The following is a 22,469-nucleotide window of genomic DNA, read 5'->3' on the forward strand; positions in this document are numbered from 1 at the left end:
GCGTGGCTTTATCGCATCCATCTTCCAGGGAGCATCATGTACAACCCGCAACTGAATGCGCAGGGTGAGCTCATCCACCTGCTGACGACCGAGGGGCTGCCCAAGCGCATCCTCACCCAGATCCTCGACCGCGCCGCCGGATACGTCGCCGCCGGCGAGGCCGGCAACAAGAAGTTCGATACGCTGGCCGGCCGCTCGGTGTTCAACCTCTTCTTCGAGAACAGCACCCGCACGCGCACGACGTTCGAGATCGCCGCCAAGCGGCTGTCGGCCGACGTCACCAGCCTGAACATCCAGGCGTCGAGCACGGCCAAGGGCGAGACGCTGCTCGACACCATCCACAACCTCGAGGCGATGGGCGCCGACCTCTTCGTCGTGCGCCACGCGCAATCGGGCGCGGCGCACCTGATCGCCCAGCATGTCAAACCGGGCATTGCCGTCGTCAACGCCGGCGACGGCCGCCACGCGCACCCGACGCAGGCGCTGCTCGACATGTATACGATCCGCCACTTCAAGGGCGACTTCACCAGGCTGCGCGTCGCCATCGTCGGCGACATCCTGCATTCGCGCGTCGCGCGCTCGGACATCCACGCGCTGACGACGCTCGGCTGCCCGGAAGTGCGCGTGATCGGCCCGAAGACGCTGATCCCGACCGGCATGGAAAGCCTGGGCGCCCACGTCTACCACGACATGGCCGAGGGGCTGAAGGACGTCGACGTCGTGATCATGTTGCGGCTGCAGAACGAGCGGATGAGCGGTGCCTTCCTGCCGAGCACGCACGAATTCTTCAAGTACTACGGCCTGACGCCGGAAAAGCTCGCGCTGGCCAAGCCCGATGCGATCGTGATGCATCCGGGGCCGATGAACCGCGGCGTCGAGATCGACTCGGCGGTTGCCGACGGTGCGCAGGCGGTGATCCTGCCGCAAGTGACCTTCGGCATCGCCGTACGCACCGCGGTGATGGCCATCGTTTCCGAAAACCAGCGCGGCCGGGGGGCGCAAGCATGATCGAGACCAAGAACACCGTCATCCGCAATGGCCGCCTGATCGACCCGGCGCACGGCACCGATACGCAGGGTGATCTGTATCTGGCCGGCGGCAAGATCGTCGGCGTCGGCAGCGCGCCGGCCGGTTTCGTGGCCGAACTCGACATCGACGCCAGCGGCCTCGTCGTCGCGCCGGGGCTGGTTGACCTGTGCGCGCGGCTGCGCGAGCCGGGCAATGAGTACAAGGCGACGCTGCAGAGCGAAATGGCCGCGTCGGTCGCCGGCGGCGTGACCAGCATCGTCTGCCCGCCCGATACTGATCCGCCGCTCGACGAACCGGGTCTGGTGATGAATTTGCGCCAGCGCGCACGCAAGCACGATCTGGCGCGGCTTTATCCGGTCGGCGCACTGACCGTTGGCCTGAAGGGCCGGGAAATCACCGAGATGGCGCTGCTGCGCGAAGCCGGCTGCGTCGCGTTCTCGCAGGGCGACGTGCCGATCGCCGACCTGCAGGTGCTGTACCGGGCGATGCAGTACGCGGCAACGTTCGGCTTCGAGCTGCGGCTGCGTCCGGAAGAGGCCAGCCTCGTCAATGACGGCGTTGCCCACGACGGCGAATACGCGTCGCGGCTCGGGCTGACCGGCATTCCGGTGATCGCCGAGACGATCGCCATTGCACAGATCGTCCAGCTGATGCGCGCGACCGGCTGCAAGGTGCACATCGCCCGGTTGTCGAGCGGCGCCGGCATCGAGCTGGTTCGCGAAGCCAAGCGCGAAGGCCTGCCGCTGTCGTGCGACGTCGCCATCAACCATGTCCATCTGGCCGACGTCGACATCGGCTATTTCGACAGCCATTACCGCTTCGACCCGCCGCTGCGCGGCGTGCGCGACCGCGACGCGATCGTTGCCGGCCTGAACGACGGCACGATCGACGCGATCTGCTCCGACCACAGCCCGGTCGACGACGACGGCAAGCTGTTGCCGTTCGCCGAGGCCGAACGCGGCGCCACCGGTCTGGAGCTGCTGCTGCCGCTGACGCTGGCGTGGGCCGAACGCAACCGCATCGCACTGCCGGCCGCGCTGGCGAAGATCTCCAGCGTACCGGCGGCCAAGATCGGCTTCAGCGCCGACCTGAACGTCGGCAGCCGTGCCGACCTCGTCGTGTTCGACCCGGACGAGGCGTGGACGGTGACGCGTGAAGCGCTGAAGAGCCAGGGCAAGAACACGCCGTTTGCCGTCATGGAAGTGAAGGGCCGAGCGCGCTATACCTTTGTGAAGGGCAAGTGCGTGTACGCAATCTGAGCGACCGGACCAACAGACGCCCGTCCCGGTGACGGGCGTTTTTGCGCCGGTGCTTGGCGGCGTGCAATGGCCCCGCTATACTCGGAATTGTTTTTCAAACGTGTGTTTGAAATTTGAGAGGAGAGATTACATGTCCGATCTGGCCAGCCTGTTCCAGACCGCTCAGGATGAAGTGGTGAAGCTCAACGATGCACCGGATGTGCAGACCAAGCTCAAGCTCTACGCGCTGTTCAAGCAGGCGAGCGAAGGCGACGTCAGCGGCGATCGTCCCGGCGCGATCAACTTCGTCGCCCAGGCCAAGTATGACGCCTGGGCCAAGCTCAAGGGCGTGAGCAGCGACGGCGCGAAGCAGCAGTACATCGACCTGGTCGAAGAACTCAAGCGCAACGATTCCTGAATCCGCCGAAAAAAAAAGCCACGACGTATCGTGGCTTTTTCATTGATCGATCACTATGGCCTCTGGTCCAGCATCGCGCCGGTGCCAACCCATTACGTGCTCAGCCTCAAGCACCCGCATGTAGCCACTCGGCACCGCGATATCGCAGCCCTGCAGCGCTAAATTGCGGTAAGCCCACTATAGCCGGCCAGATGGCCGGTTTTAATGGACTTACACCACAGTTGCTGCCTCGATCATGCCTTTGACGAAGTCAGCATAGGCATCGCCCAGCGGCAAGGATAGATTGGTGGCCAGACGCCGGCGCGGCCCGCTAAGTGTCGCCTCACCGGTCTGCGGGTTCACGGCTGGCTTCTGATAGGTTTCCCAGTACACACCCATACCCCGTTTCTGCCAGGCTGGCAGATCGTTGAAGTTGATGCCGCTCTGGAATAGCAGTTCATTTTTGTCCGCTATAGAAATACCGGAGATCCGATTACTGGCCACATTCGGCAACTCGCCCTGCTTACGTAGAAGCCAATAGCAGTGCGCATTGAGTGCATTTCGGTGTGCATCCTCATGTCGCCAGCGGAAGTAATCCAGCAACAGATTGCGGTTCGGCAACTCGCAGATCCTTGCGTCGAAACAGGCCATCTGTCCAAGGCTAAGCGAGAAGCGCGCGCTGGCCTCACCCGCCAGAATTGAAATGAACTTGCGAGCCTTACGATTGAAAGCATCCTCATCCTGGCGCAACAGCAGCGAAATCTCGTCACTTTCGGTATAACCGTAGACGACGTTGAAGCCGCAGTTCATCAAATGGCTGGTCGTCTCCAGCATGAGATCGCGAAAACGCTCGTCGAACGGTGCTTCAAACTGCCAGATATCCTTGGTATTGCGAGTGAAGCCCCGGCCATCAAGGCGCACCACCATATAGATACCGGGCAATACACAGTGATCGTGGGTTGTCTCATAGACCCGCATCTGGTTATCGAGTTCATCAAATCGCATCGTCAACTCTTACCACATCAAATTGCCCTGCGGGCAGGCAACGCACCTCGAACACGGCGTCAAAGCCTTCCATTCGCGTTGGTGGGCACAATTGCTTGAATACGGATTTCAACCCTACCTCGGGAACCCGGGCCTTGCCTTCGCGTTGGTTGTTGCGCTGCAAGGCAGCGTCATAGCTGGTGACGAAGTGGTAGGCTTGCACCCGAAAATGCTGCGCCTTCGCCGTCTGAATGAAGGGCGCACGCTCCTTGATCGTCGGATTGGTTCGGTCGAGTACGCACGACTGTTTCATCTCTAGGCAGGCTTGGAACAGCAGGCTCTCGCGGTGGCGTGTCTTCAGCATGTCGCGGTTGATGCGGATGTGGGTATCGGCAAACCTGCTTTGATAAAACGTACTTTTGCCCGCCCCCTGCGGGCCGACAAAAATGATCAGCTCCACTGCGCTTTCCTTCTTCCGGCATAACAGACGGTTGAGAAACCAGCCTCGCCGAAGCTACTTCTTTCTAAAGCCCAGCAATAGGCATGCCTTCTTTCGATCAGATTCGGCTGCGGGCGATTTCGCGCCTTTGCTTCCCTGTTTCCGAATTCTATCCCCCAAGGCTGCAATCGGACGTCATGATTCCAATGGGACACCCTTTCGCCAACCAAGCGGCGGCGCCCTAGATAGCGAGGGGGAGGATAGGGCAGAGAATTATGTTCGGAGACTGGTGCCCATTGCCGCACTCTCTTTAGAGTTGAGAAAAGCCGGCTTTTGCCGGCTTTGTTTCTATCCTACCTTCTTTTTCAACAAATCCAGTGCCATGGCCGGGTTGGCTTTGCCACCCGAGCCCTTCATGACTTGGCCGACCAGCGCATTGAGGGCTTTTTCCTTGCCGGAACGGTATTCCTCGATGGCCTTGGGGTTGGCCGCAAGCACAGCATCGACGATGGCTTCGATCGCACCAGTGTCGGTATCTGTTTTCAGGTTGTCCCGCTCAATGATGGTGTCGGCACTGTCGCCCGACTCCCACATTTTCTTCAGCACTTCCTTGGCGATCTTGTTGGTTACTGTGCTGTCCATCACCCGTTTGATCAGTCCAGCCAGCAGCTCTGCGGAAACCGGCGCATCGACGATGTCCTTTTCCTCGCGGTTCAGCGTTGCCGAGACGTCGCCCATGATCCAGTTGCTGGCGAGCTTGGCGTCGGCACCGGCGGCGACCGTGGCCTCGTAGTAACCGGCCAGCGCTTTCGAGCTGGTCAGCGTGGCCGCGTCGTAGGCCGGAATGCCGTACTGCTCGACAAAACGCACCTGCATCGCCGCCGGCAGTTCCGGCAACTCGCTCTTCACGCGCGCCACCCATTCGTCGCTGATCACCAGCGGCGGCAGGTCGGGGTCCGGGAAATAGCGGTAGTCGTGCGCGTCTTCCTTGCTGCGCATCGCGCGGGTTTCGCCGGTGTCCGGGTTGAACAGCACCGTCGCCTGCTGGACCTTGCCGCCGTCTTCGATCAGTTCGATCTGGTACTGGACTTCGGCCTTGACCGCCTGTTCGATGAACTTGAAGCTGTTGAGGTTCTTGACCTCACGGCGGGTGCCGAATTCCTTCTGGCCTTCCGGCCGCACCGAGACGTTCACGTCGCAGCGGAACGAGCCTTCCTGCATATTGCCGTCGCAGATGCCGATCCACGTCACCAGTGAATACAGCGCCTTGGCGTAGGCGACGGCCTCGGCGGCCGAGCGCATCTCGGGTTCGGACACGATCTCGAGCAGCGGCGTGCCGGCGCGGTTCAGGTCGATGCCGGACAGACCGTGGAAGTCCTCGTGCACCGACTTGCCGGCGTCTTCTTCGAGGTGGGCGCGGGTCAGGTTGATCGTCTTGTCGACGCCGTCGACATTGATCGTGATCGCGCCGCCCTCGACCACCGGCAGCTCGAACTGGCTGATCTGGTAGCCCTTCGGCAGATCCGGGTAGAAGTAGTTCTTGCGCGCGAACACCGAGCGCTGGTTGACCCTGGCGCCGATCGCCAGACCGAACTGGATCGCCTTTTCGACGGCGGCCCGGTTCATCACCGGCAGCGCGCCGGGCAGGGCGATGTCGACGACGGCGGTCTGCGTGTTCGGCGCTGCGCCGAACGCCGTGCTCGCCGGAGAGAAAATCTTCGATTGCGTGGTGAGCTGGGTATGCACTTCCAGCCCGATGACGACTTCCCACTTCATATTCGTGTCCTCGTGCCGGATTAAAGGGCGGGTGCCTTGCTGTGCCAGTCGGTCGCGCGCTGGAACTGGTGCGCGGCGTTCAGCATCTTCGCCTCGGCAAAGTAGTTGCCGATGATCTGCAGGCCGATCGGCCGGCCGCTGGCGTCGAAGCCGGCCGGCACGCTCATGCCGGGCAGGCCGGCAAGGTTGACGCCGAGCGTGTAGATGTCCTCGAGGTACATCGCCACCGGGTCGGCGTTCTTCTCGCCGAGGTTCCACGCGGTGCCCGGTGCGACCGGACCCATGATCAGGTCGCAGTCGGCAAAGGCCTTCTGGAAATCGTCGGCGATGATGCGGCGGATCTTCTGCGCCTGCAGGTAGTAGGCGTCGTAATAGCCGTGGCTCAGCACATAGGTGCCGGTGAGGATGCGGCGCTTCACTTCCCAGCCGAAGCCCTCGGCGCGGCTCTTCTCGTACATCTCGGTCAGGCCGTCGTAGTCGGCGGCGCGGTGGCCGTAGCGGACGCCGTCGAAGCGACTGAGGTTGCTCGACGCTTCGGCCGGCGCGATCACGTAATAGGCCGGGATCGCGAGCTTCGTATTCGGCAGGCTGATGTCGACGACGGTCGCGCCAAGTTTCCGGTACTCGGCGATGGCGGCTTCGACCGCGCGGGCGACGTCGGCGGCCAGGCCGTCGGCGAAGTACTCGCGCGGCAGGCCGATACGCAGCCCGGCCAGCGGCTGCTCGAGGTCGCGGGCGTAGTCTTCCTTGTCGTGCTGCAGGCTGGTCGCGTCGCGTTCATCGAAACCGGCCATCACGTTCAGCAGCAGCGCGCAGTCCTCGGCGCTCTTGCCGAACGGGCCGCCCTGGTCGAGCGAGCTGGCGTACGCGATCATGCCGAAACGGCTGACGATGCCGTAGGTCGGCTTGATGCCGGTGACGCCGCAGAAGCTCGCCGGCTGGCGGATCGAGCCACCGGTATCGGTACCGGTGGCGATCGGTGCCAGCCGTGCCGCGACGGCCGCGGCCGAGCCGCCCGAGCTGCCGCCCGGTACCGCCTGGCGGTCCCACGGGTTCAGCACCGCGCCGAAGGCGCTGTTCTCGTTCGACGAGCCCATGGCGAACTCGTCCATATTGGTGCGGCCGAGCGTGACAAGGCCGGCCTTGTCGCACTGCTCGATCACGTGGGCATCGTACGGCGCGACGAAGTTCTCCAGCATCTTCGAGCCGCAGGTCGCGGCCCAGCCCTGCTGGCAGAAGATGTCCTTGTGCGCGACCGGGATGCCGGCAAGCAGCCCGGCGTTGCCGGCGGCGCGCGCTTTGTCGGCGGCCTGCGCCTGTGCCAGCGTCTTCGCCTCGTCGGTGGCGATAAAGGCGTTCAGGCCGGCTTGGGCCTTGATGCGGCCGAGGTATTCGGTGGCGAGCTCGACGGCCGAGACTTCCTTGGCCGCCAGCATGCCGGACAGTTGCTTGAGCGATTTTTCGATCATGGGTGACTCAGGCTGGATCGGCAGGGCGGTAGCCCATGCCCTGTTCGACGAGGTCGATCAGCGTGTGGATGACCTTGATGTGGATTTCCTGGATGCGGTCGGCATAGCCGAAGTGCGGCACGATGATCTCGACGTCGGCCTGGCCCTTGAGCTTGCCGCCGTCCTTGCCCATCAGCAGCAGCACTTTCATGCCGCGTGCCCGAGCGGCTTCGACCGCGCGGATGATATTGGCCGAATTGCCGCTGGTGGTGATGCCGACCAGCACGTCGCCGTCGCGGCCGAGGCCTTCGACGAAGCGCGAGAAAATGTCGTTGAAACCGTAGTCGTTGCCGACACAGGTGATGTGCGACGGGTCCGACACGGCGATCGCCGCCAGTGCCGGGCGGTTGTCGCGGTAGCGGCCCGAGAGTTCTTCGGCGAAGTGCATCGCGTCGCAGTGCGAACCGCCGTTGCCGCACGAGATCGCCTTGCCGCCGGCCTTGAGGCTGCTCACCAGCAGTTGCGCCGCGGCGTCGACCGAGGCGAGGAAGGCATCGTCGGCGAGCACGCGTTCGAGGACCTGCTGGGCTTCGCGCAGATGCTGCGCAACGGTGCTGATGCTCATTCGATCACCTTCGGGACGAGGTAGAGGCCGTTCTCGACGGCCGGGGCGATCGCCTGGAAGGCGTCGCGACGATCGGGGGCGGTGGCGACGTCGTCGCGCAGCCGCAGGTGGACGTCCTGCGCGTGGGCCATCGGCGCGATGCCGGTGGTGTCGACGGCGCGCATTTCCTCGATCAGCGTAAAGATTTTGTTGAGCTGTTGTTGCGTTGCAGCAAGCTCGGTGTCGGTAACGGCGATGCGGGCCAGTTTGGCGATGCGCCGTACGTCGTCCAAGGAGAGAGACATGAGCATTTTCCCCCTGCTAAGTCCTTATGGTCATCAGCGCCTTAGGGTATCATGCCGGGTTTGTTTCACCCAAGCTGGCCCCGGGTATGGACGTTGGCGGAACTTATCGCCCGCAGCCCGTTCTGGCTTTAAAACCTATTCTTTGGCGACGGCTTGGCCGGCGCCCTGTACACGACCCCAATTCCACTGCGAGTAAACTAATGTTCGGTCTTCTCTCCGGTTACTTCGCCAACGACATCGCGATCGACCTCGGCACCGCCAATACGCTGATCTACATGCAGGCCAAGGGCATCGTCCTCGACGAACCTTCGGTCGTCGCGATCATGCAGGAAGGCGGCCCGTCGGGTAAGAAAACCATCCTTGCCGTCGGCGCCGAAGCCAAGAAGATGCTCGGCCGCACGCCAGGCAGCATCACCGCGATCCGGCCGATGAAGGATGGCGTGATCGCCGACTTCACCATCACCGAGCAGATGCTCAAGCAGTTCATCAAGAAGGTGAACCCGAGCCGGCTGTTCTCCTCGCCTCCGCGCATCGTCATCTGCGTGCCCTGCGGTTCGACCCAGGTCGAACGCCGCGCGATCAAGGAATCGGCGCTCGGCGCCGGCGCGCGCAAGGTCGAGCTGATCGAGGAGCCGATGGCTGCGGCAATCGGCGCCGGCCTGCCGGTCGAAGAGGCGACGGGTTCGATGGTCGTCGACATCGGCGGCGGCACGACCGAAGTCGGCGTGATCTCGCTCGGCGGCATCGTCTACGCCAGCAGCGTCCGCGTCGGCGGCGACAAGTTCGACGAGTCGATCATCAACTACATCCGCCGCAACTACGGCATGTTGATCGGCGAAACGACCGCCGAGGAAATCAAGAAGCGCATCGGCTCGGCCTTCCCGGGCGCCGAAGTGCGCGAAATGGAAGTCAAGGGCCGCAACCTGGCCGAGGGCATTCCGCGCTCGTTCACGATCTCGAGCAACGAGATCCTCGAGGCGCTGACCGAGCCGCTGAACCAGATCGTTTCGGCGGTGAAGCAGGCGCTCGAACAGACCCCGCCGGAACTCGGTGCCGACATCGCCGACAAGGGCATGGTGCTGACCGGCGGCGGCGCGCTGCTGCGCGATCTCGACCGTCTGCTGATGGAAGAGACCGGCCTGCCGGTGATCGTCGCCGAAGATCCGCTGACCTGCGTCGTGCGCGGTTCGGGCAAGGCGCTCGACAAGCTCGACAAGGTCACGGCGATCTTCACCCGCGACTGAGGACAAGGCGTAGCGGGCGCCGGGCACTGCCTGGCGTCCTTTCAGTAGATTCCGCGCCCGACCGGTCATGCAAACCAGCCCTCCCGCTTTTTTCAAACAGGGTCCGAAGCCGCTGACGCGGCTTTTGATCTTCTCGTCGCTGTCGATCGCGCTGATCGTCGGCGATGCGCAGTACGCGATGCTCGGCCGCATCCGCGAGCAGGTTTCGGTGCTCCTGTACCCGTTGCAGTGGGCAGCGACCGCACCGTTCGCCACGCTGCGCAATACCGCCGACTTCCTGTCGCGCCAGACCGAGCTGATGGCCGAGAACCGCCAGCTCAACGATGCGCAGCTCGCTGCCCGCGCGCAGGCGATGAAGCTCAAGGCGCTCGAAGCCGAGAACGCCACCTTGCGCGGCCTGAACACGCAGCGCGAGATCGTCGGCCAGCCCTCGCAGCTTGCCGAAATCCTCTACAGCGGCCGCGATCCGTTCACGGCCAGGCTGATCGTCGACCGTGGCGAGCAGCAGGGCGTCAGCGGCGGGCAGATCGCCATCGACGCATCGGGCGTGGTCGGCCAGGTCGTCCGGGTCCAGCCGCTGACGGCCGAGGTGAGGCTGATCTCGGACCGCAACCAGATGGTGCCGGTGCTGGTCGAGCGCAACCAGCTGCGTACCGTCGTCTACGGCATGGGCGCGCACCAGCCGCTCGAAGTCCGCAATATGGCGCCGAACGTCGACATCAAGCAGGGCGACACGCTGGTGACTTCGGGCATCGACGGGCTGTATCCGGTCGGCCTGCCGGTCGCTAGGGTCGTCAAGGTCGAGCGCGGTTCGTCGTTTGCGCGGGTGATCTGCGAGCCGGTCGCCGCGATCGACCAGCACCGCTTCCTGCTGCTGCTCGACCACCGGCGCGAAATGCCGCCGTACCCGCAGGCTGCGTCGCAGCCGGCGGCCGCCAAGAACAAGAAGGGTCGCTGATGCCCATTTCCCACCAATTGCTGCGGCCGGTGAGCGTCGGCTTCATCGTGCTGAGCTTCATCGCTGCGCTGCTGATCAACCTGTTGCCGTGGCAGGTGTCGATCGCCAATTTCGCGCCCGATTTCGTCGCGCTGTTCATCATCTACTGGGCGCTGAACCAGCCGCGTCGCGTCGGAGTTGCGACCGCTTTCGTGCTTGGCGTGCTGATGGACGTCGGCGACGGCAACGTGCTCGGCCAGCATGCGCTGGCCTATTCGGTGATCGCCTACTTCGTGCTGATCCGCCAGCGGCAGATGGCGCTGTTCGCGTTCTGGCAGCAGGCGCTGATCGTCTTCGGCCTGCTGACGCTGGCGCAGGCGATCATGATGATCGTGCGCGGCCTGCTCGGTGCGCCCTTCGTCGGGTGGGCCTATTTCGCCGGCAGCCTGCCGGCCGCGCTGCTGTGGCCGCCGCTGTCGAACCTGATGCTGATGCATCAGCGCAAATCGGTACCGGACGAGCTATGAACGCCCGGCCGCTGCGCGCGGAGGCCTGATGGCGCGCAATGAACTGAAAAACTCGCTGGCCGAGCGCTACGCGTTCCAGCTGCGCGTTGCGACGGCCGTGCTGTTCGTGTTCGCGCTGTTCGGCCTGCTGTTCGCCCGTTTCGTCTGGCTGCAGGTCGCCCAGCACGACAAGTACCGGACGCTGGCCGAAGCCAACCGGATCTCGCTGGTGCCGGTGACGCCGGCGCGCGGCATCATCCGCGACCGCAACGGCGTGGTGCTGGCGCACAACTTTTCCGCGTATACGCTCGAGATCACGCCGTCCAAGCTGGCCGACGGCCTCGACGAGACAATCGCCCGGCTGTCGCACATCGTCGACATCAGCGGCAAGGACAAGCGCCGCTTCCGCAAGCTGATGGAGGAAACGCGCGACTTCGAGTCGCTGCCGATCCGTACCCGGCTGTCGGACGAGGAGGTGGCGCGCTTTGCCGCCAACAGCTACCAGTTCCCCGGGGTCGAGATCAAGGCGCGGCTGTTCCGCCAGTACCCGTACCAGGACGTCGCCAGCCACCTGGTCGGCTACATCGGCCGGATCAACGACAAGGACCTCGCCGCGCTCGACGAGGACGGCCAGCTCGCGAACTACCGCGGCACCGACCATATCGGCAAGCTCGGCGTCGAGTCGAGCTACGAGACGCAGCTGCACGGCGTCACCGGTTTCGAGGAAGTCGAGATCGATTCGGGCGGCCGGGCGATCCGCACCTTGCGGCGGACGCCGCCGCAGCCGGGCAAGGACCTGACGCTGTCGGTCGACATCAAGCTGCAGGAGATGGTCGAAAAGCTGTTCGGCGAGCGCCGCGGCGCGCTGGTCGCGATCGACCCGCGCGACGGCGGCGTGCTCGCCTTCGTCTCCAAGCCCGGCTTCGATCCCAACCTGTTCGTCGACGGCATCGACCCGGACAGCTGGAAGGAACTGAACGAATCGCCCGACAAGCCGCTGCTCAACCGGGCGCTGCGCGGCGAGTATCCGCCAGGGTCGACGTTCAAGCCGTTCATGGCAATTGCCGCGCTGGAAGGCAACTTCCCGCTGACCCGGCAGACGATCTCCGATCCGGGCTACTTCATCTACGGCAACAACCGCTTCCGCGACTCGCACAAGGGCGGCTACGGTTCGATGAACTTCGACCGCTCGCTGCCGCTGTCGTCGGACACCTACTACTACCAGCTCGCCGTGCAGATGGGCATCGACTACATCTCCAAATTCATGGCGACGCTCGACCTCGGCCAGCTGACCGGCATCGACCTGCCCGGCGAGCGTCCCGGCGTGCTGCCGAGCCCCGAGTGGAAGAAGAAGCGCTTCAAGACCCCGGCGCAGCAGAAGTGGTACTCGGGCGAGACCGTGTCGATCGGCATCGGCCAGGGCTACAACTCGTACACGCCGCTGCAGATGGCGCACGGCATCGCGACGATCGCCAACCGCGGCGTGATGTACCGGCCGCATGTGGTGGCGACCGTCGTCGACCCGGCCTCCGGCAAGAAGACGCAGATCGAGCCTCGGCCCGAAAAGACCCTGACCTGGAAACCGCAGAACATCGAGCGCGTCGTCCAGGGCATGGTCGGCGTGACCCAGTACGGCACCGGCGCGCGCATCTTCGCCGGCGCACCGTATGTTGCGGCCGGCAAGACCGGTACCGCCCAAGTATTCAGCCTGCGCGGCGGCAAGTACAACGCCAAGGCGATCAACGAACGCCTGCGCGACCACTCGTGGTTCGTCGCGTTCGCGCCGGCCGACAAGCCGACGATCGCGTTTGCCGTCATCGTCGAGAACGGCGGCTTCGGCGCCGCCGCCGCCGGGCCGATCGCGCGCCAGGTGCTCGACTACTACCTGCTGGGCAAGCTGCCGGCGGCGCTGGCCGCCAACGCGTCCGCGGTCGCCTCGGCACCGGCGGCGGTGCAGGAGGACATCAGTGATTAAGACGATCTGGAACCGGATCAAGCAGCCGATCGATCCGTGGCTGTTCCTGTTCACGCTGCTGATCTTCACCGTATCGGCGATCGTGCTGTACTCGGCGTCGAACCGCGACTTCGACAAGGTGATGGACAAGGTCACCTTCATGGGCATCTCGCTTGGCGTGATGTGGTTCTTCGCGAACATTTCGCAGCAGACCTGGATGCGGCTGGCGTTGCCGGGCTATGTCGTCGGCGTGGCGCTGCTGGTGGCGGTCGAGCTGTTCGGGGTCACCAGTCACGGCGCGACACGCTGGCTCAATATCGGCATCACCCGGATCCAGCCGTCCGAACTGATGCGGATCGCCCTGCCGCTGATGCTCGCCTGGTATTTCCACCACTTCGAAACGTCGCTGAACTGGCGGCATTTCGTCGCTGCCGCGCTGCTGATGCTGGTGCCGGTCGGGCTGATCCTCAAGCAGCCCGACCTCGGTACCGGCCTGCTGATCGCGTCGAGCGGCTTTTACGTGCTCTTTCTCGCCGGGCTCAGTTGGCGCTTCCTTGCGCTGATGGCCGTCGCCGGCGGCGCGCTGGCGTACACGGTGACGCACTGGGACCTGTGCATCAACATCCTGCACGAGTACCAGTGCCGCCGCATCGCGACGATGCTCGATCCGATGCAGGACCCGCTCGGCGCCGGCTACCACATCATCCAGGGCACGATCGCGATCGGCTCGGGCGGCGTGCTCGGCAAGGGCTGGCTGAACGGCACGCAGACCCACCTTGATTTCATTCCGGAACGGACGACCGACTTCATCTTCGCCGTGTTCGGCGAGGAATTCGGCCTGATCGGCAACGGCCTGCTGCTGGTGCTCTACCTCTTGGTGATCGGGCGCGGGCTGACCATTGCCAGCCGCGCGCCGACGCTGTTCGGCCGGCTGCTGGCGGGCGCGATCGCACTGAATTTCTTCACCTATGCCTTCGTCAACATGGGCATGGTGTCCGGCATTCTGCCGGTGGTCGGCGTGCCGCTGCCGCTGATTTCCTACGGCGGCACGTCGATGGTGTCGATTCTGGCGACGTTCGGCCTGCTGATGAGCGTGAGCCGGGACCGCAAATTGATGAAGGGCTAAGGATGAAGCTGCGTGCATGGCTTGGGCTGACGGCGATCATGGGGCTGGCTGCGTGCAGCACGACGCCGACGAAGACCGGCGGCGACGCCAGACCGGCGACACCGCCGGCCGCGGGCACGCCGTCGGCCTACGGCTGCGACTACAAGGCGCTCGACAACGGCGGGGCGTTCTACAAGGACGACGGCCCGATGGCCGAGATCCCGGCCAACATCAACCTGATTCCCGAGCCGGTGCCGCGCTGGGAGCCGCTGCACAAGTGGGCGAACCGGCCGTACACGGTGCTCGGCCTGTCGTTCACGCCGCTGGCGCAGCCCGGCAACTCGGTCGAGACCGGCATGGGCTCGTGGTATGGCCGCAAGTTCCACGGCCAGAAAACGTCGATCGGCGAAAGCTACAATATGTTCGCGATGACCGCGGCCAGCCCGGTGCTGCCGCTGCCGAGCTACGCGCGCGTCACCAATCTCGAGAACGGCCGCAGCGTCGTCGTCCGCGTCAACGACCGTGGCCCGTTCCACAAGGGCAGGGTGATGGACCTGTCCTTCCTTGCCGCCTGCCGGCTCGGCTACGCGCAGAAGGGCAGCGCCCAGCTCAAGGTCGAGAGCCTGCTGCCGGCCGACGCGCCGACCGTCGTCGCCGCGCAGGCCAAACAGCAGGTCGACGCGCCGCTGCCGTTCGACGGCGAACCCAAGCCGGTCCCGGTCGCGAACACCGCCGCCGGGGTCTACCTGCAGCTGGCGGCGTTCGGCAGCCTCGCCAACGCCGAGTCGTTCCGCGACCGCTACGCCAGCATGCTCGACGGCAACAGCGCCAAGCTGGTGATCCAGTCGAGCGGCGCCATCCACCGCGTCCGCATCGGCCCGTATCCGGACAGGCAGAGCGCACTGGCCGCGGCCGAGACGCTGACCGGCCAGCACAACCTGCAGGCGGTGATCGCCCGCTGAGGCGGGCGACCGGCCCGGCTTTTCCGGCGTCGGTCCGGCGGGGTGGCGTGAAAATCACTTTCACGCCCGCGTCTGTCCGGACGTCGGCGCGAAACTTCCGGCCTCCCCGGCCGGCCGAGTGCGTCGGCCAGGAAACAGCCCCGGACTCCGGCTTGCCAAGGCTCGGGCTTTGCCCCAAGAATGAGGCTCCGCAGATTTTCGCTTCCTAGGAAACAGCCTTGACCAGCGTGCCGGTCACCTTGCAGGACGGCGACAACGGCCGTTCGTTCGGCCTGATCCGCCGGATGCTGATCGCCCTGTCGATCAGCGTGGTGCTGTTCGCGCTGGCTGCGGTCAGCTGGTCGATCTGGCGCAGCTACAAGGAAACGCTCGCGGGCGCCGAGCAGCAGATGCTCACGCTGGCGCGGACGATGGACGAGCATGTCGGCCGGACGATGGACGCCAGCATCAACACCCTGCTGACCCTCCAGCGGGACGACCTGTTCAAGATGTGCGTCGATGCCGGCGATTCGGCCTGCCTGCACGCCTACCTGCAGCGGCAACTCGGCCAGGCGCCGCAGATGGCGACTTTCGCCGTCGCGCGCGCCGACGGCTCGCTCCTGGCGAGCACGCTGCAGTATCCGCCGCCGGCGCACAACGTCGGCCAGTATCCGTATTTCAAGATCGCCCGCTCGCGTCCGGCGGCGCCGTTCTACATTGCCGAACAGCAGGCCGATCCGACCGGCGACCGGCCGGTCATTCCCGTCGTCACCGCGATCACCGGCCGCCAGGGCGATTTCACCGGCGTGCTGTTCGCCGGGATCGATCCGGGCTATTTCCGCCAGTTCTACCGCAGCATCTCGTCGCGCGCCGGCCTGTCGATCGAGATGTTCCGCGACGACGGCATCTCGCTGACGCATTACCCGGACAGCGCTTTCGACGTCGGCCACGACCTGTCGCAGCGGCCCTTCTTCGGCAGCGACTTCGGCGCCGCGCAGAGCGGCACGTTCACCGAGCACAGCACGCGCGACGGCGTGACGCGGATCTACGGCTGGCGCCACGTCGGCGGCTGGCCGCTCGGGGTGATGGTCGGCGTCGACCGCGACCAGGTGCTTGCGCCGTGGCGTCACGACAGCCTCGTCAACGGCGGCGTGACCGCGAGCGTGCTGGCACTGGCCGCGCTGCTCGTCGTCTACGTGCTGCGGCAACTGCGCCGGCTCGAGCGCACCGAGGACGCGCTCTACCTGACCCGGGTCGCCGTCGAGCGCGGTGCCGACATGGCGATCTGGCTCGATCCGGACGGCATCATCCGCTACGTCAACGCGACCGCCTGCCACCGGCTCGGCTACGGCGAGCGCGAACTGCTCGGCATGCGGCTCAAGGATGTCAATCCGGGCTTCGATCCGGACGCCTGGGGGCCATTCTGGGAGCGCCTGCGCGAGCAGAAGCACCTGTTCGACGAGTTCGTGCTCAAGACCCGCAGCGGCGAGGCGTTTCCGATCGAGGCGTACTCGAACTACATCGTCTTCAAGGGCGACGAGTACAACTGCGCGGTGGTGCGCGACATCTCCGAGCGGCGGCTGGCCGAGGAGGCGATCGTCAAGAGCGAGCAGCAACTGCGGCTGGCGCTCGACGCGTCGAACACCGGTCTTTTCGACATGCCGCTCGACCGCCGCCAGAACGCGATCACCAGCCCCGAGTACGACCGGCTGCTCGGCTTTGCGCCGGGCGAGCTCGTCGAAACCTTCGACAAATGGAAGGAACAGATCTACCCGGGTGACCGCGATGTCGCGCTCAGCGCTTTCCGCGACTGCTACGCCGGCACCGCGCCGCAGTTCGTCATCGAGTACCGGCGGCGGGTCAAGGCCGGCGAATACCGCTGGTTCCTGTCGCGCGGCAAGTTCGTCGAGTTCGATCACCGCGAGCGGCCGACCCGGCTGATCGGCACCGTCACCGACATCACCGAGCGCAAGGTCGCGCAGGACCGGATCATCGAACTGGCGAACTTCGATACGGTGACCGGCCTTGCCAACCGCAACCTGCTGCGCGACGAACTGCGGCTGGCCGTCGCCGGCGCCGAGCGCCACGGCCGGCAGCTGGCGCTGCTCTTCCTCGACCTCGACCGCTTCAAGACGATCAACGATTCGCTCGGCCACACCGCCGGCGACCAGATGCTGCTGCAGGTCGCAGAGCGGCTGAAGCGCATCGCCGGCAAGGGCGACATCCTCGCGCGGCTCGGCGGCGACGAGTTCGTCATCGTGCTGACCGAGATCGACAATGCGATGCACCCGGGCCTCGTCGCCGAGCAGATTCTCGCGTCGTTCGCCGAGCCTTTCGTGCTCGAGGCCGGCGGCTTCGCGACGACGACGTCGATCGGCATCAGCGTCTACCCGGACGACGGCCACGATTCGGACACGCTGATCCGCAGCGCCGACGTCGCGATGTACCAGGCCAAGAGCGCCGGTCGCAACAACTACCAGTATTTCACCGCCGACATGAACGCGCGGGTGTCCGAGCGGCTGGTGCTCGAGACCAGCATGAGCCAGGCGCTGAACGAGAACGAGTTCGAGCTCTACTACCAGCCGCAGGTCAGCCTCAAGGACGGCCGGATCACCGGCGCCGAGGCGCTGATCCGCTGGCGCCATCCCGAGCACGGGCTGATTTCGCCGGCCAAGTTCATTCCGATCGCCGAGGAAAGCCGGATGATCGTGCCGATCGGCAACTGGGTGCTGCGCCAGGCCTGCCGCCGCGCCGCGGTGTGGATGCGCGAGACCGGCCAGGCGATGACGATCGCCGTCAACCTGTCGCCGCTGCAGCTGCATCAGTCCAACCTGCTCGACATCGTCGCCGATGCGCTCGCCGACGCCGAGCTGCCGCCGCACTGTCTCGAGCTCGAGGTCACCGAGTCGGTGGTGATGCAGGAGGTCGAGCACGTGATGACGATGCTGTCGGGCATCAAGCGGCTGGGCGTCAAGCTGTCGGTCGACGATTTCGGGACCGGCTACTCGAGCCTCTCGTACCTGAAGCGCTTTGCCTTCGACAAGCTCAAGGTCGACCAGAGCTTCGTGCGCGACCTGACCACCGACCAGAACGATGCGGCGATCGTGCTGGCGATCATCGGCCTCGGCAAGACGCTCGGCATGAGCGTGCTCGCCGAAGGCGTCGAGACGCCGGAGCAGCTCGACTTCCTCCGCCGCGCCGGCACCGACGCGATCCAGGGCTATCTGTTCAGCAAACCGCTGCCGCAGGACGAGTTCGAGGCGCTGCTGCAGGCGTCGCCACGGCTGGTGCTGTCGCGGACCGGCAACGAAATGAGGGCACAATGAAACTCGTCATCGGCAACAAGAACCATTCCTCGTGGTCGCTGCGACCCTGGCTGGCGATGAAGGTCGCCGGCCTGCACTTCGACGAGATCAACCACGACCTCTACGCCGACGGTGCACTGGCCGAGCGCCTGCGTCACGGCCCGACCGGCAAGGTGCCGGTGCTGATCGACGGCGACATTACCGTGTGGGAGTCGCTGGCCATCGCCGAATACCTCGCCGAGGCCGAGCCGGCGCTGTGGCCGGCCGACCGTGCCGCGCGCACCGTCGCCCGCGCCGTCTGTGCCGAGATGCACGCCGGTTTCACCGTCCTGCGCACGCAATGCCCGATGAACGTGCAGCTGCGGACCCGGACCGACGTCGATGCCGCGCTGGCCGCCGAGCTCGACCGGCTGGCCGCGCTGTGGGCCGATTGCCGGAAGCGCTTCGGCGCCGGCGGCGATTTCCTGTTCGGCGCGTTCAGCCATGCCGATGCGTTTTTCGCGCCGGTCGCGACGCGGATCCGCAGTTACGGCCTGCCGGTACCACAGGCCGTGCAGGCGTACGCCGACACCCTGCTGGCGCTGCCGGCCTTTCTCGACTGGGAAGCGGCTGCCGGGCGCGAAACGCGCCACGGCTGAGCGGCCGCCGGAAGGGCTTGCCTAAAAATTAGGCAGGACGTAGAATCCCGCCCTTCGTCGATCACCCGCCCGCCCATGCACATCGGCCCGTACACCCTTGCGAACAATCTGATCGTTGCGCCGATGGCCGGCGTTACCGATCGGCCGTTCCGCATGCTGTGCAAGCGCTTCGGCGCCGGCCACGCGGTGTCGGAGATGATCACCGCCGACCAGAGCCTGCGGCTGACGAAGAAAACGCTCAAACGCGCCGACTTCGACGGCGAACTCGCACCGATCTCGGTGCAGATCGCCGGTTCCGATCCGGAGCAGCTGGCGCAGGCGGCGCGTTACCAGGTCGAGAACGGTGCGCAGATCGTCGACATCAACATGGGCTGCCCGGCCAAGAAAGTGTGCAACAAGCTCGCCGGCTCGGCGCTGCTCAAGGACGAGGACCTTGTCGGCCGGATTCTCGACGCGGTGGTCGCCGCCGTCGATGTGCCGGTAACGCTGAAGACCCGGCTGGGTTTTTGCAACGGCGAGGAAAACATCCTGCGCGTCGCCCGGCGTGCCGAGGATGCGGGGATCGCGGCGCTGGCGATCCACGGCCGCACGCGCGAGGACATGTATAACGGCGCCGCGCGCTATGCGCTGATCCGTGAAGTCAAACAGCAGTTGCGCATTCCGGTGATCGCCAACGGCGACATCGACAGCCCGCACAAGGCGGCCGAGGTGCTGAGGGCGACCGGCGCCGACGCGATCATGGTCGGCCGTGCCGCGCAGGGCAGGCCGTGGCTGTTTCGCGAGATCGGCCACTATCTGGCAAGTGGCGAGCTGCTGCCGCCGCCGCAGGTCGTCGAGATCCGCGACGTGCTGCTCGAGCATCTCGACGCGCTGTACGCGTTCTACGGCGAGTACTCGGGCTGCCGGATCGCCCGCAAGCACATTGCCTGGTACACCAAGGGCCTCGCCGGCGGCAACGATTTCCGCCAGCGCATGTACGGGCTGGAAACAACCCACGAACAAAAAAACGCGACCCGGGCGTTCTTCGACGGCCTGCTGGCCGGCGGCGAACGGCTCGTTTACGTCGCGACCGAACCAGAAGAACAGGGGGAAGTATGAACCGGGAAGATCCAAGCGATCCGATCGCCGCGGTGATCCACGCGTCGCTGACGCAGTATTTCGACGATCTGGACGGCGAGGCACCGTGCGCCGTTTACGACATGGTGCTGGCGCGCGTCGAAAAACCCTTGCTGCTGCTCGTGCTCGAGCGCGTCGGCGGCAACCAGACGCGGGCGGCCGAAGTGCTCGGCATCAATCGCAACACCCTCAGAAAAAAACTGCAGACCTACGATCTGCTGTAAGAGCAAAAACGGCTAACTAAATCCCAGCGTAGCGGTGCTGGCAAGGCGTGCGACACGCAGACAGTACATACGGCAAGTGAGCACGGCCAGCAGTGTTAGCCGCGACCATTCGGAATGACCTTCAGGAGAGCAGTATGAGCAAGATTCAGCGTGCGCTGATCAGCGTATCGGACAAGACCGGTGTCCTCGAGTTTGCCCAGGCGCTGGCGGCGCAGGGCGTCGAGATCCTTTCGACCGGCGGCACCGCCAAGCTGTTCTTTGACGCCGGCGTGCCGGTAATCGAAGTCGCCGACTACACCGGTTTCCCGGAAATGCTCGACGGCCGCGTCAAGACGCTGCATCCGAAGATCCACGGCGGCATCCTCGGCCGTCGCGACCTCGAGTCGCACGTCGCCAAGATGGCCGAACACGAGATCGGCAACATCGACCTCGTCTGCGTCAACCTCTACCCGTTCGAGGCGACGATCGCCAAGCCCGACTGCAGCTTCGAAGACGCGATCGAGAACATCGATATCGGCGGCCCGGCGATGGTACGCTCGGCGGCGAAGAACCACGCCCACGTGGCGATCGTCACCGATGCCGAGGACTACGCGGCGCTGATCGACGAAATGAAGGCGAACGCCGGCGCGCTGACGCTGGCGACGCGCAAGAATCTGGCCAAGAAGGCGTTCAGCCACACCGCAGCCTACGACGGCGCGATCTCGAACTACCTGACCGCGCTGAACGACGACGGCGAGAAGGCCGCGTATCCGAACCGGCTGAACCTGCAGTTCGTCAAGGTGCAGGACATGCGCTACGGCGAGAACCCGCACCAGAGCGCGGCGTTCTTCCGTGACCTGCACCCGGCCGCCGGCACGCTGGCGGGCTACAAGCAGTGGCAAGGTAAAGAGTTGAGCTACAACAACATCGCCGACGCCGACGCGGCGTGGGAAGCGGTCAAGCAGTTCGAAGAACCGGCCTGCGTCATCGTCAAGCACGCCAACCCGTGCGGCGTCGCCGTCGCGAGCGACTCGTACGCCGCGTACCGCCTCGCGTTCGCGACCGACACCACCAGCGCCTTCGGCGGCATCATCGCCTTCAACAAGCCGATCGACGTCGATACCGTCGAAGCGGTCAGCAAGCAGTTCATGGAAGTGCTGATCGCTCCGGCGTACACGCCGGCCGCGCTCGAGCTGCTGTCGAAAAAGGTCAACGTGCGCGTGCTCGAAGTCGCGATCGAATCGGGCGAGAACAAGTTCGACCTCAAGCGCGTCGGCGGCGGCCTGCTGGTGCAGACGCCGGACACCCATGCGCTGAAGCTGACCGACCTCAAGGTCGTCACCAAGAAGCAGCCGACGCCGGAACAGCTCAAGGACCTGCTGTTCGCGTGGAATGTCGCCAAGTTCGTCAAGTCGAACGCCATCGTGTTCTGCGGCAAGGGCCAGACGCTCGGCATCGGCGCCGGCCAGATGAGCCGCGTCGACAGCACCAAGATCGCCGCGATCAAGGCGCGCAACGCCGGTCTCGAGCTGCGCGGTTCGGTTGCCGCGTCGGATGCGTTCTTCCCGTTCCGCGACGGCGTCGACGTGATCGCCGAGAACGGCGTGTCGGCGATCATCCAGCCGGGCGGCTCGGTGCGTGACGACGAAGTGATCGCCGCGGCCGACGAGCACGGCATCGCGATGGTCGTCACCGGTGTGCGCCATTTCCGTCACTGAGCCGGAGGCCCGATGAAACGCTGGTTGGCAACCGCCGCCTCCACGCTTGCGCTGGCATCGCCGGCGCAGGCCGATTGCGGCAATATGGGCGAATGGCTCGGCAGTGCCTGCAGCCATCTGGGCAAGATCGCCGACGAGGGGAGCTGGGACGCGTACGTCACCGGCTTTACCTGGCACGACCCGAGCACCTGGACCGACGAGAAGCTCGACGAGCTCAACGACAAGGCCTGGGGCGGCGGGATCGGCAAGCACCTCGTCGACGAGAACGGCAACCACGACATGCTGTACGGTCTGGTGTTTGCCGATTCGCACAAGGACCCGGAGCTGATGCTCGGCTACGCCAGGATCTGGTTCTGGCCGTCGCACAGCACCGTGTCGGTCGGCGCCGGCTATACGGTCGGCCTGACGTCGCGGCGCGACATCATCAACGGCATTCCGTTTCCGTACATCCTGCCGGCGGTCTCGCTGCGCGTCTGGCGCGTGTCGCTGCTGGGCACGTTCATCCCGTCGCTGAGCAGCGGCCTCAACAGCGGCAATGTCGGTTTCGTGTTCGGCCGCTACGAATTCAAATAAGCGGGTTTG

At 65.2% G+C, this 22,469-nt stretch carries 21 protein-coding genes; 15 read left to right on the plus strand and 6 right to left on the minus strand.

Translation table 11 applies throughout. The features are described 5' to 3' along the window. Positions 1-36: 36 nt before the first annotated feature. From BJP62_RS13785 to BJP62_RS13795, 3 genes are all read left to right on the plus strand, one after another. A complete protein-coding gene (locus BJP62_RS13785) occupies positions 37-1,008 on the plus strand; it encodes an aspartate carbamoyltransferase catalytic subunit (RefSeq protein WP_070530461.1) in 972 nt (323 codons plus the stop codon). After that, positions 1,005-2,288: a dihydroorotase gene (locus BJP62_RS13790; protein ID WP_070530464.1), complete on the plus strand. Its 1,284-nt coding sequence runs from the start codon at positions 1,005-1,007 to the stop codon at positions 2,286-2,288. The genes BJP62_RS13785 and BJP62_RS13790 overlap by 4 nt, the downstream gene beginning before the upstream one ends. Before the next feature lie 130 nt (positions 2,289-2,418). Next, positions 2,419-2,685 carry an acyl-CoA-binding protein gene (locus BJP62_RS13795; RefSeq protein WP_070530466.1) on the plus strand — a complete coding sequence of 89 codons (267 nt, stop codon included), beginning with the start codon at positions 2,419-2,421 and terminating at the stop codon, positions 2,683-2,685. Positions 2,686-2,895: 210 nt separating this feature from the next. Here the strand turns inward: BJP62_RS13795 and BJP62_RS13800 are convergent, their stop codons facing one another. The 6 genes from BJP62_RS13800 to gatC form a co-directional block, all read right to left on the minus strand. Continuing rightward, positions 2,896-3,669, minus strand: coding sequence for a tRNA(His) guanylyltransferase Thg1 family protein (locus tag BJP62_RS13800; RefSeq protein WP_070530467.1), 774 nt, complete (start codon positions 3,667-3,669; stop codon positions 2,896-2,898). After that, positions 3,659-4,108, minus strand: coding sequence for an ATP-binding protein (locus tag BJP62_RS13805; RefSeq protein WP_070530469.1), 450 nt, complete (start codon positions 4,106-4,108; stop codon positions 3,659-3,661). Before BJP62_RS13805 ends, BJP62_RS13800 begins: the two co-directional genes overlap by 11 nt. A gap of 327 nt (positions 4,109-4,435) precedes the next feature. Further along, positions 4,436-5,863 (minus strand): Asp-tRNA(Asn)/Glu-tRNA(Gln) amidotransferase subunit GatB, encoded by a 1,428-nt coding sequence (gatB, locus tag BJP62_RS13810; RefSeq protein ID WP_070530471.1) that lies wholly within the window; start codon positions 5,861-5,863, stop codon positions 4,436-4,438. A gap of 20 nt (positions 5,864-5,883) precedes the next feature. Beyond that, entirely contained in the window at positions 5,884-7,332 is a 1,449-nt protein-coding gene (gatA, locus tag BJP62_RS13815) for an Asp-tRNA(Asn)/Glu-tRNA(Gln) amidotransferase subunit GatA (protein ID WP_070530473.1), read from the minus strand. A 7-nt stretch (positions 7,333-7,339) separates the two neighbouring features. Next, positions 7,340-7,936, minus strand: coding sequence for a D-sedoheptulose 7-phosphate isomerase (lpcA, locus tag BJP62_RS13820; protein ID WP_070530475.1), 597 nt, complete (start codon positions 7,934-7,936; stop codon positions 7,340-7,342). Continuing rightward, the gene (gatC, locus tag BJP62_RS13825; RefSeq protein ID WP_070532751.1) at positions 7,933-8,220 is read right to left on the minus strand and encodes an Asp-tRNA(Asn)/Glu-tRNA(Gln) amidotransferase subunit GatC; all 288 of its coding nucleotides are present in this window, start codon (positions 8,218-8,220) and stop codon (positions 7,933-7,935) included. The genes lpcA and gatC overlap by 4 nt, the downstream gene beginning before the upstream one ends. A gap of 200 nt (positions 8,221-8,420) precedes the next feature. On the opposite strand from gatC, the gene BJP62_RS13830 reads away from it, so the two are divergent. The 12 genes from BJP62_RS13830 (at position 8,421) to BJP62_RS13885 (ending at position 22,460) form a co-directional block, all read left to right on the plus strand. Beyond that, positions 8,421-9,464, plus strand: coding sequence for a rod shape-determining protein (locus BJP62_RS13830; RefSeq protein WP_070530477.1), 1,044 nt, complete (start codon positions 8,421-8,423; stop codon positions 9,462-9,464). Between the two features lie 67 nt (positions 9,465-9,531). Next, positions 9,532-10,422, plus strand: a complete 891-nt coding sequence (gene mreC / locus BJP62_RS13835; RefSeq protein ID WP_070530479.1) for a rod shape-determining protein MreC — start codon at positions 9,532-9,534, stop codon at positions 10,420-10,422. Further along, positions 10,422-10,928, plus strand: a complete 507-nt coding sequence (mreD, locus tag BJP62_RS13840; RefSeq protein ID WP_070530481.1) for a rod shape-determining protein MreD — start codon at positions 10,422-10,424, stop codon at positions 10,926-10,928. The genes mreC and mreD overlap by 1 nt, the downstream gene beginning before the upstream one ends. Before the next feature lie 28 nt (positions 10,929-10,956). Beyond that, entirely contained in the window at positions 10,957-12,882 is a 1,926-nt protein-coding gene (gene mrdA, locus BJP62_RS13845; RefSeq protein WP_070530483.1) for a penicillin-binding protein 2, read from the plus strand. Continuing rightward, positions 12,875-13,987: a rod shape-determining protein RodA gene (rodA, locus tag BJP62_RS13850; RefSeq protein WP_070530485.1), complete on the plus strand. Its 1,113-nt coding sequence runs from the start codon at positions 12,875-12,877 to the stop codon at positions 13,985-13,987. Before mrdA ends, rodA begins: the two co-directional genes overlap by 8 nt. A 2-nt stretch (positions 13,988-13,989) precedes the next feature. Next, a complete protein-coding gene (locus BJP62_RS13855; RefSeq protein ID WP_070530486.1) occupies positions 13,990-14,928 on the plus strand; it encodes a septal ring lytic transglycosylase RlpA family protein in 939 nt (312 codons plus the stop codon). A 227-nt stretch (positions 14,929-15,155) separates the two neighbouring features. Further along, positions 15,156-18,233, plus strand: coding sequence for an EAL domain-containing protein (locus BJP62_RS13860; protein WP_236943714.1), 3,078 nt, complete (start codon positions 15,156-15,158; stop codon positions 18,231-18,233). Then, a complete protein-coding gene (locus tag BJP62_RS13865) occupies positions 18,230-18,850 on the plus strand; it encodes a glutathione S-transferase family protein (RefSeq protein WP_070530490.1) in 621 nt (206 codons plus the stop codon). Before BJP62_RS13860 ends, BJP62_RS13865 begins: the two co-directional genes overlap by 4 nt. Positions 18,851-18,925: 75 nt before the next feature. After that, on the plus strand, positions 18,926-19,948 hold the full coding sequence (gene dusB / locus BJP62_RS13870; protein ID WP_070530491.1) for a tRNA dihydrouridine synthase DusB: 1,023 nt from the start codon (positions 18,926-18,928) through the stop codon (positions 19,946-19,948). Continuing rightward, on the plus strand, positions 19,945-20,190 hold the full coding sequence (locus BJP62_RS13875) for a helix-turn-helix domain-containing protein (RefSeq protein ID WP_070530493.1): 246 nt from the start codon (positions 19,945-19,947) through the stop codon (positions 20,188-20,190). Before dusB ends, BJP62_RS13875 begins: the two co-directional genes overlap by 4 nt. 134 nt (positions 20,191-20,324) lie before the next feature. Further along, on the plus strand, positions 20,325-21,887 hold the full coding sequence (gene purH / locus BJP62_RS13880; RefSeq protein WP_070530495.1) for a bifunctional phosphoribosylaminoimidazolecarboxamide formyltransferase/IMP cyclohydrolase: 1,563 nt from the start codon (positions 20,325-20,327) through the stop codon (positions 21,885-21,887). A gap of 12 nt (positions 21,888-21,899) precedes the next feature. Further along, on the plus strand, positions 21,900-22,460 hold the full coding sequence (locus tag BJP62_RS13885) for a hypothetical protein (RefSeq protein WP_070530496.1): 561 nt from the start codon (positions 21,900-21,902) through the stop codon (positions 22,458-22,460). Positions 22,461-22,469 lie beyond the last annotated feature (9 nt).

Origin of the sequence: Jeongeupia sp. USM3 (assembly GCF_001808185.1) — a bacterium.
Lineage (GTDB): Bacteria > Pseudomonadota > Gammaproteobacteria > Burkholderiales > Chitinibacteraceae > Jeongeupia.

Excerpts from the sequence above, each read along its gene's own strand:
- BJP62_RS13785 (WP_070530461.1), top strand. The coding sequence starts at position 37 with ATGTACAACCCGCAACTGAATGCGCAGGGTGAGCTCATCCACCTGCTG.
- BJP62_RS13790 (WP_070530464.1), top strand. The coding sequence starts at position 1,005 with ATGATCGAGACCAAGAACACCGTCATCCGCAATGGCCGCCTGATCGAC.
- BJP62_RS13795 (WP_070530466.1), top strand. The coding sequence starts at position 2,419 with ATGTCCGATCTGGCCAGCCTGTTCCAGACCGCTCAGGATGAAGTGGTG.
- BJP62_RS13800 (WP_070530467.1), bottom strand. The coding sequence starts at position 3,669 with ATGCGATTTGATGAACTCGATAACCAGATGCGGGTCTATGAGACAACC.
- gatB (WP_070530471.1), bottom strand. The coding sequence starts at position 5,863 with ATGAAGTGGGAAGTCGTCATCGGGCTGGAAGTGCATACCCAGCTCACC.
- gatA (WP_070530473.1), bottom strand. The coding sequence starts at position 7,332 with ATGATCGAAAAATCGCTCAAGCAACTGTCCGGCATGCTGGCGGCCAAG.
- lpcA (WP_070530475.1), bottom strand. The coding sequence starts at position 7,936 with ATGAGCATCAGCACCGTTGCGCAGCATCTGCGCGAAGCCCAGCAGGTC.
- gatC (WP_070532751.1), bottom strand. The coding sequence starts at position 8,220 with ATGTCTCTCTCCTTGGACGACGTACGGCGCATCGCCAAACTGGCCCGC.
- BJP62_RS13830 (WP_070530477.1), top strand. The coding sequence starts at position 8,421 with ATGTTCGGTCTTCTCTCCGGTTACTTCGCCAACGACATCGCGATCGAC.
- mreC (WP_070530479.1), top strand. The coding sequence starts at position 9,532 with ATGCAAACCAGCCCTCCCGCTTTTTTCAAACAGGGTCCGAAGCCGCTG.
- mreD (WP_070530481.1), top strand. The coding sequence starts at position 10,422 with ATGCCCATTTCCCACCAATTGCTGCGGCCGGTGAGCGTCGGCTTCATC.
- mrdA (WP_070530483.1), top strand. The coding sequence starts at position 10,957 with ATGGCGCGCAATGAACTGAAAAACTCGCTGGCCGAGCGCTACGCGTTC.
- BJP62_RS13855 (WP_070530486.1), top strand. The coding sequence starts at position 13,990 with ATGAAGCTGCGTGCATGGCTTGGGCTGACGGCGATCATGGGGCTGGCT.
- BJP62_RS13865 (WP_070530490.1), top strand. The coding sequence starts at position 18,230 with ATGAAACTCGTCATCGGCAACAAGAACCATTCCTCGTGGTCGCTGCGA.
- dusB (WP_070530491.1), top strand. The coding sequence starts at position 18,926 with ATGCACATCGGCCCGTACACCCTTGCGAACAATCTGATCGTTGCGCCG.
- BJP62_RS13875 (WP_070530493.1), top strand. The coding sequence starts at position 19,945 with ATGAACCGGGAAGATCCAAGCGATCCGATCGCCGCGGTGATCCACGCG.
- purH (WP_070530495.1), top strand. The coding sequence starts at position 20,325 with ATGAGCAAGATTCAGCGTGCGCTGATCAGCGTATCGGACAAGACCGGT.
- BJP62_RS13885 (WP_070530496.1), top strand. The coding sequence starts at position 21,900 with ATGAAACGCTGGTTGGCAACCGCCGCCTCCACGCTTGCGCTGGCATCG.